This window comes from Streptomyces sp. NPDC006512 (assembly GCF_040611935.1).
Classification (GTDB): Bacteria; Actinomycetota; Actinomycetes; order Streptomycetales; family Streptomycetaceae; genus Streptomyces.
In genome coordinates this window covers 84,469-91,887 of sequence record NZ_JBEXPG010000034.1, presented here as the reverse complement: position 1 = coordinate 91,887, position 7,419 = coordinate 84,469, and the positions used below count along the sequence as shown (strand labels likewise).

Genomic DNA, 7,419 nt, shown 5'->3' with positions numbered 1-7,419 from the left:
GCCCGCGTACTGGACGTACTTGGCTTTCGCCCGGTGCGGCGAGAGCGCGTGCCAGGCGTCGCGGGGCAGACGGGAGTTTGACGACAGGCCCTAGCGCCAGGCGGCCAGTGCCTCCGGGACGCGCGGGCCGGGGGAGTCCTCGTCGAGCAGGCCCCGGGCGCGCAGGAGGGCCGTCACCGCCGGGGACCAGGCCTGGCGCAGGCCCGCGGAGGCCAGCAGCTCCGGGTCCGAGAGCAGGGCCGTCGCCGGGCCGGTCCGGATGCCCGCCGGGGTGAGGACCGCCGCGTCGTCGGCCCAGCGGACCGCGAGGTCCACGTCGTGGGTGGCCATCACCACCGTCGTCCCCGCCTCGCGCAGGCCCGCCAGGACGTCCAGCAGCCGCTCCTGGCCGTCCGGGTCCAGTCCGGCCGTCGGCTCGTCCAGGATCAGCACGCGCGGGGCCATCGCCACCGCGCCCGCGATCGCCGCGCGCTTGCGCTGCCCGTAGGAGAGGAGGTGCGTGGGCCGGTCCCGCAGCGCGGTGATGTCCAAGGCGGCCAGGGCGGAGTCGACCCGCTCGCGGACCTCCGGCGCGGTCAGGCCCATGTTCATCGGCCCGAACGACACGTCCTGCTCGACGGACGCCGCGAAGAGCTGGTCGTCCGGGTCCTGGACCACCAGCTGTACCGAGGTCCGCAGCCGGGTCAGTCCCGCGCGGTCGTACGTCACGGCCGCGCCGTCGAGGCGCAGTTCGCCCGGCCCGGGCCGCAGGCCGCCGCTGAGCAGCCGCATCAGCGTGGTCTTGCCGCTGCCGTTGCGGCCCAGCAGGACCAGCGCGCGGCCCCGCTCGATGGCGAAGTCCACGCCCGAGAGCACGGCCGGGCCGTCCTCGTAGGCGTAGCCCGCGCCGACCAGCTCCACCAACCGGGTCACGGATACAGCTCCTTCAGTACGAGGGTCACGCCGACCAGGGAGATCAGCAGGGCGGCGGACGCCGTGAGGAACCGCCAGGACAGGGTGGCTTCGGGGACGAGCACGCGCAGGGTGCCGTCGTAGCCGCGCCCGGCGAGCCCCTCCTGGAGCCGCCCGGCGCGGTCGAAGGCCCGGACGAACGAGGTCGCCGCGAGCCCGGCCAGCGAACGCCACACCGCGGCCCGGTTCGTGTGCCCGAGGCGGGCCGCCTGGGCCCGGCGGACCTGGGCCGTGGCGTCCAGCAGCAGGAACCCGATCCGGTACATGACCAGGGCCACGTCGACGACGGGCGCCGGCACCCCGGCCCGTACCAGCCGGGGCAGTACGTCCGACACCGGGGTGGTGAAGGCGAACAGGAGCACGCCCAGCGAGGCCGCCGAGGTGCGCAGCAGCAGTTCCCCGGCGTGCCGGGGCCCGTCGGGGGCCAGCGAGACGAATCCGCCCGGGCCGCCCAGGGACACCAGCAGCGGCAGCGCCCCGGTGCAGCAGAAGCCGAGCGGGACCCGGAAGGCCCGCCACAGCTGCCGCCCGGCCACCCCGGCGGGGCCGAGCAGCACCGCCAGGGTCGCCGCGGCGACCAGCGGCCCGCCGGGCCAGGGCGGCAGGCACACGGCGGTGACCGTCAGGCCCAGTCCCAGCAGGGCCTTCTCCAGTGGATGGCGGCGGCGCCAGCGGCTGCTGTGCGCCGCGACGTCGATCGGCAGCACCGCGCTAGCGCTCCGCGCCGGTCGCGGACGCCGGAGCCGGGCCGGCCCCCGGGTCCGTGCCGGCGGGGTCGGCGGTACCGGCCGCGGCGGCGAGCGCGGCGCCCTGGCGGCGGCCCTTGCGCACGCCGAAGTAATAGGCGAGGACGCCCGCGCCGAGTGCCGCCTGGAGGGCGAACAGGGCCGACTCGATCTCGCCCGACGGGGGTTCGTACAGCGGGGAGAACCAGGGCTCGTAGTCCGGCTTCAGCTCGGTGATGGCCGCCTCCGCCTGCGCGTCGGCGCCCGCGAACGGCTCCTCCTTGCCCTCGCCGAGTCCCAGCGCGAGCGGGAGCACGGCCAGCGCCGCCACCAGGAGCAGCAGCAGCGTGTTGATCTTCGCGTTCCTGGTCATCAGAGCGCCGCCTCCTGCTTCGTCTTCGTCCCGGTGAGCTTGGCGACGCCGAGGCGCACCAGGTCGGACTTGCTGGACTGCATGAGCAGCCGCACCACGAGCACGGTGAGCAGGCCCTCGCTGACCGCGAGCGGGATCTGGGTGAGGGCGAAGATGCCCGCGAACTTCTCCAGCGCGCCGACGAAACCGCTGCCCGGGTCCGGGAAGGCCAGCGCCAGCTGGACGGAGGTCACGCAGTAGGTGATCAGGTCGGCGAAGAAGGCGCCGAAGAAGACCGTCACCATCAGCGGCACGTCGAACTTCTTCAGCAGCCGGTAGACCCCGTAGCCCGCCCACGGGCCGGCGACGGCCATCGAGAAGACGTTGGCGCCGAGGGTGGTGAGTCCGCCGTGCGCCAGCAGCAGGGCCTGGAACAGCAGGGTGATCGTGCCGAGCACCGCCATGATCGGCGGCCGGAAGAGGATGGCCCCCAGTCCGGTGCCGGTGGGGTGTGAACAACTGCCCGTCACCGAAGGGATCTTCAGGGCGGACAGGACGAAAGTGAACGCTCCGGACGCTCCGAGCAGCAGGGTGCTCTCCGGCTTGGCCTTCACCTCGCGGGTGAGGGCGCGGACACCGTGGACGACGAAGGGAGCGGACGCGGCGCCCCAGGCGACCGCGTGCAAAGGGGGAAGGAACCCCTCGGCTATATGCATGAGTAGAGAGACCTCTCCAGCACCTCGTGGATGGACGACGCGCCCCGGCCGGTCTCCTGGCTCACGGGTACTGATGCCCTGGCTCCGCCTTCCCGGGGCCGTGCGGTCTCCCGCGCGGAACCCAGTGGCTTCCCGCAGGAGTGGAGCCGGACTTCCCGATCACAGTGGCGAGGGCCGCACCGGTTTCCCACCGGTTTCCCGAACACCAAGGCCCGCTGACAGTAGTCGTCCGCGCCGACCGGTAACAACCCGCCCCCGTGCGCGGGGGTGACCGGAGGCCGTCCGGCGGTGCCCCGGAAGGGTGCGGTCCGATGGCGGTCCGGGCCCCGGCCGGTCAGCGTGGGGGGCGTGGCTGACACCTCCTCCGGCGCTCCCGCCTACTCCGACCTCTCCGCCGTCTACGTGAACTGCACGCTCAAGCGCTCGCCCGAACCCAGCAACACCGAGGGGCTGATCGCCAGGAGCCGCGCCGTCATGGAGGCCGCCGGCGCCCGGACCTCACTGATCCGGGCCGTCGACCACGACATCGCCACCGGTGTCTGGCCGGACATGACCGAGCACGGCTGGGAGACCGACCAGTGGCCGGTCCTCTACAGCCAGATCATGGACGCCGACATCCTCGTGCTCTGCGGCCCGATCTGGCTCGGCGACAACAGCTCCGTCATGAAGCAGGTCATCGAGAGGCTCTACGCCTGCTCCTCGATCCTCAACGAAAAGGGCCAGTACGCCTACTACGGGCGCGTCGGCGGAGCGCTGATCACCGGCAACGAGGACGGCGTCAAGCACTGCGCCATGAACGTCCTCTACAGCCTCCAGCACCTCGGCTACACGGTCCCCCCGCAGGCCGACGCCGGCTGGATCGGCGAAGCCGGCCCGGGACCCTCCTACCTGGACCCCGGCTCGGGCGGCCCGGAGAACGACTTCACCAACCGCAACACGGCCTTCATGTCCTGGAACCTCATGCACCTGGCCGCGCTCCTCAAGCGCGCGGGCGGCGTCCCCGCACACGGCAACCAGCGCTCCCTGTGGGACGCGGGCTGCCGCTTCGACTTCCCCAACCCCGAACACCGCTGATCCCCGTACCCCGTCCGTCCGGGATCCGGCGGCACGACGCCGGGGGCCCGGGGTGTGCGACACCCCGGGCCCCCGGACGGCGTGCCGGTCAGGTCAGCACGTGTTGGGGTGCGAGACGTCCACCACGACCCGCTCCGGGTTGTGCAGGACGGTGACGCCGTAGGCCGGCCGGGTGTCGAAGGCGGCGCCGAAGGTCACGTAGCCCTCGTAGTCGCCGGTCATGGCGAGGCCCTTGAGCTTGCTGAGGTAGATCTTCTGGAGCTTGGGGCCCTTGTAGACGTTCTGACCCGCGTCGTCGTGTCCGGCGGCGGGGTGCAGACGGATCTCCAGGAAGTACTTGCCGGCCAGCGGGACCGGCTTGCCGGACCCGTCGTAGACCAGCTTGGAGACGGGGCTGACGTTGACCTCGGGTACGTACCCCTGGAGGTCGATCACGATCCGGTCGAAGGTGCAGTGCCCGCCCCAGCGGGCGTTCACGACGAGCGGAGTCTGGGTGGTGGTGGCCGACGTGGAGGAGGCGGCGGCGGTGGCCGGACCGGCGAGCGCGAGCCCGGCGGTGAGCAGCGCACCCGTGGCCAGGGCCACGATCCGCCGACGGCTCGGACGATGCAGGTGACGCATGACGTCCCCCCGATTCTTCAGAGACGGGGACAAGGGTGTCACCGGGTAGGACACCGCCCGGGGGCGCATGGTTGCACGGCCCGCGGGCCGTTTTCCGGGAAGACCGGCAGGCGGGTGCGGCAGGGGGGGCTCCGGGGCCCGTCAGTGGGCCAGCAGGGCGCTCAGTTCGGCGTCGAGGTCGTAGTGGCGCCGCTCCTGCCCGCGCGGCACCAGGGCGGTCATCCGGCGGCACAGCTCGCGGACGTCCTTGGCCCGGGCGGAGACCACGCAGCTCTGGAGGCCGTTGCTGAAGGCGAGGAAGACCCGCGGCTCCGAACCCTCCCAGCGGGGCCACACCTGTATGTCGCCCTCGCCGGTGGCCGTGACCTCCCCGTCGAGCAGCAGCTCCCGGGAGAACACCCAGCGGGCCAGGTGGACCCCCGCGCCGCGGAAGTCGACGGCCAGCTCGTAGGGGCGGCCCGTGCGGTACACGAACACCCCCTGGAGGGCGACCGGCGCGGGGGACGCCTCCAGCCGGAGCGGCAGGACGCGGTGTTCGGTGACGGCGGTGTCCATCGGGTGCGCCTTCCTCTCGTGCGGGGTGTTCCCGGTCCCTTCCGGCACGCTAGCCCACGTCCCCGGCGCGGCCGGGCGCCGAAGGTCCCGACCCGGACGGGCCGCTCGGCCCGTCTTCGGGGCCCGGGGGCACCCGTACGCCGATCAGCGCGGAGACCCCGGCGCCGAGGGCTCCGAGCAGCAGCACGGCCACGCCGGGGTTGACGTACGGGGGGACGGCGGTGGCGTGGCTGCGGTGGTCGTCGCGCACGTGGCATTCCAGCCCCAGCGGCACGTACGTCGCCCGGTACTCGTCCACGCGGGCCATCCGCTCCCGGCCCACCGTCTTCAGGCAGGCGTCGAAGGTGGCGCTCTCGTCGAGGAACAGCAGCGGCAGCGTCCCCCACACGTAGAGGCCGACGGCGCCCGCCCCGCACGCGGCGGCGATCCTGCGCCGGGGCGATCGCGCACCGGCCGCGTAGCCCAGCAGGGCGGCGGCGGTGACCAGTCCGACCAGGACGATCACCAGCAGCGCGATCGGGTTGTGGCCCTCAAATGACCCCGAGGCCTGCGGACTTGAAGCCCAGTGCACCGTCTCCACGCTTCCCCCCTCGCCGGTACGCGAGATCGTAGCGGCCTACGGTGACGCCCCTGCCCCGCCCCCGGGGCCCGCACGCGCAAGAGCCCGCCCTCCGCGAGGAGGACGGGCTCGACGGCGCCGCGGCGACGGGCCACGCGGCGGCCACGGCAGCGGGCCGCTCCGTCACCGCTCCCGGGTCACCTCCGGGCGCCGCCGGTCAGCACTCGATGACGTTGACCGCGAGGCCGCCGCGGGCGGTCTCCTTGTACTTGACCTTCATGTCGGCGCCGGTCTCCTTCATGGTCTTGATGACCTTGTCGAGGGACACCTTGTGGCTGCCGTCGCCGCGCATCGCCATCTTCGCGGCGGTGACGGCCTTCACGGCGGCCATGCCGTTGCGCTCGATGCACGGGATCTGCACCAGGCCGCCGACCGGGTCGCAGGTCAGCCCGAGGTTGTGCTCCATGCCGATCTCGGCGGCGTTCTCGACCTGCTCCGGGGTGCCGCCCAGGACCTCGGCGAGGGCGCCGGCAGCCATCGAGCAGGCCGAGCCGACCTCGCCCTGGCAGCCGACCTCGGCGCCCGAGATCGAGGCGTTCTCCTTGAAGAGCATGCCGATCGCGCCCGCCGAGAGGAGGAAGCGCACCACGCCGTCCTCGTCCGCGCCCGGCACGAAGTTCATGTAGTAGTGCAGGACCGCGGGCAGCACCCCGGCCGCGCCGTTGGTCGGGGCGGTCACCACGCGCCCGCCGGCCGCGTTCTCCTCGTTGACCGCCATCGCGTAGATGGTGGTCCACTCGCTGCGGTGCATCATCGGGTCGCCCTCGGTGCGCAGCTGGCGCGCCGTGGAGGCGGCCCGGCGCTTGACCCGCAGGCCGCCCGGGAGGATGCCCTCGCGGGACATGCCGCGCGAGACGCAGGCCTGCATGACCCGCCAGATCTCCAGGAGGCCCTCGCGGATCTCCTCCTCGGTGCGCCAGGCCTTCTCGTTCTCCAGCATCAGGGAGGAGATCGACAGGCCGGTCTCGTTGGCCAGGCGCAGCATCTCGTCGCCCGAGCGGAAGGGGTACTTCAGCACGGTGTCGTCGAGCTTGATCCGGTCCTCGCCGACCGCGTCCTCGTCGACGACGAACCCGCCGCCGACCGAGTAGTAGGTCTTCTCCAGGAGCGGGGTGCCGGACTCGTCGTACGCGAAGAGCGTCATGCCGTTGGCGTGGTACGGCAGCGAGCGGCGGCGGTGGAGGATCAGCTGGTTCGGTTCGTCGAAGGCGATCTCGTGGCCATCGCCTATCTCCGCTCCCAGCAGCCGCAGGCGGCCGCTCTGGCGGATGCGCTCGACCTCGGCGTCGGCGGTCTCGACGTTCACCGTGCGGGGGGAGTGCCCCTCCAGCCCCAGCAGGACCGCCTTGGGCGTGCCGTGGCCGTGGCCGGTCGCGCCGAGGGAGCCGAAGAGCTCCGCGCGGACGGAGGCGGTCTGGGCGAGGACGCCGTCCTTCTTCAGCCGCGTGACGAACATGCGCGCCGCGCGCATCGGGCCGACCGTGTGGGAGGAGGACGGGCCGATGCCGATGGAGAAGAGGTCGAAGACGGAGATGGCCACTGGCGGACTCCCTTGTCTGCTCGTGGGGTGGGAGGGGGCAGGAGGTGGAGCGGTCTTTGATCGGAAGGGGTGGTGATCAAGAGGGGTGGTGATCAAAGGGGCGGATCTGCTGTTTTCGTCCGGCAGACGAGCGTAACGCGTGGAGATGAACGGTTCTGCTGCCGGACGTGGCGGTCAGGCGTGAGTCAGCTCGCGCTCCGGTTCCCGGGACCGGCCGCCGGCGCCGGCCGGCACCGGGTCCAGCACGGGGTCCGGGCCCCGGCAGG

At 72.8% G+C, this 7,419-nt stretch carries 9 protein-coding genes and 1 riboswitch; of the genes, 1 reads left to right on the top strand and 8 read right to left on the bottom strand.

The features are described 5' to 3' along the window. Nucleotides 1-90: 90 nt before the first annotated feature. Genes ABZZ17_RS23770 through ABZZ17_RS23755 form a run of 4 tightly spaced genes read right to left on the bottom strand, consistent with a single transcriptional unit; the run spans nucleotide 91 to nucleotide 2,744 of the window. Nucleotides 91-912 (bottom strand): ATP-binding cassette domain-containing protein, encoded by an 822-nt coding sequence (locus ABZZ17_RS23770; protein WP_356878320.1) that lies wholly within the window; start codon nucleotides 910-912, stop codon nucleotides 91-93. Then, nucleotides 909-1,658 (bottom strand): cobalt ECF transporter T component CbiQ, encoded by a 750-nt coding sequence (gene cbiQ, locus ABZZ17_RS23765; protein WP_356878319.1) that lies wholly within the window; start codon nucleotides 1,656-1,658, stop codon nucleotides 909-911. The genes ABZZ17_RS23770 and cbiQ overlap by 4 nt, the downstream gene beginning before the upstream one ends. Before the next feature lie 4 nt (nucleotides 1,659-1,662). Beyond that, nucleotides 1,663-2,049, bottom strand: a complete 387-nt coding sequence (locus ABZZ17_RS23760; RefSeq protein WP_356878318.1) for an energy-coupling factor ABC transporter substrate-binding protein — start codon at nucleotides 2,047-2,049, stop codon at nucleotides 1,663-1,665. After that, the gene (locus ABZZ17_RS23755; RefSeq protein ID WP_356878317.1) at nucleotides 2,049-2,744 is read right to left on the bottom strand and encodes an energy-coupling factor ABC transporter permease; all 696 of its coding nucleotides are present in this window, start codon (nucleotides 2,742-2,744) and stop codon (nucleotides 2,049-2,051) included. Before ABZZ17_RS23755 ends, ABZZ17_RS23760 begins: the two co-directional genes overlap by 1 nt. Before the next feature lie 28 nt (nucleotides 2,745-2,772). Continuing rightward, nucleotides 2,773-2,969, bottom strand: a riboswitch (cobalamin riboswitch). A gap of 123 nt (nucleotides 2,970-3,092) precedes the next feature. Here ABZZ17_RS23755 and ABZZ17_RS23750 point away from each other — a divergent pair. Next, nucleotides 3,093-3,818 carry a flavodoxin family protein gene (locus tag ABZZ17_RS23750; protein WP_356878316.1) on the top strand — a complete coding sequence of 242 codons (726 nt, stop codon included), beginning with the start codon at nucleotides 3,093-3,095 and terminating at the stop codon, nucleotides 3,816-3,818. A 93-nt stretch (nucleotides 3,819-3,911) separates the two neighbouring features. Here the strand turns inward: ABZZ17_RS23750 and ABZZ17_RS23745 are convergent, their stop codons facing one another. The 4 genes from ABZZ17_RS23745 to ABZZ17_RS23730 form a co-directional block, all read right to left on the bottom strand. Continuing rightward, a complete protein-coding gene (locus ABZZ17_RS23745; RefSeq protein ID WP_356878315.1) occupies nucleotides 3,912-4,439 on the bottom strand; it encodes a hypothetical protein in 528 nt (175 codons plus the stop codon). A 141-nt stretch (nucleotides 4,440-4,580) separates the two neighbouring features. Continuing rightward, on the bottom strand, nucleotides 4,581-4,994 hold the full coding sequence (locus ABZZ17_RS23740) for an SsgA family sporulation/cell division regulator (RefSeq protein WP_356878314.1): 414 nt from the start codon (nucleotides 4,992-4,994) through the stop codon (nucleotides 4,581-4,583). Nucleotides 4,995-5,043: 49 nt separating this feature from the next. Beyond that, nucleotides 5,044-5,574, bottom strand: a complete 531-nt coding sequence (locus ABZZ17_RS23735) for a hypothetical protein (protein WP_356878313.1) — start codon at nucleotides 5,572-5,574, stop codon at nucleotides 5,044-5,046. A 196-nt stretch (nucleotides 5,575-5,770) separates the two neighbouring features. After that, nucleotides 5,771-7,153 carry an L-serine ammonia-lyase gene (locus ABZZ17_RS23730; protein WP_356878312.1) on the bottom strand — a complete coding sequence of 461 codons (1,383 nt, stop codon included), beginning with the start codon at nucleotides 7,151-7,153 and terminating at the stop codon, nucleotides 5,771-5,773. Nucleotides 7,154-7,419 lie beyond the last annotated feature (266 nt).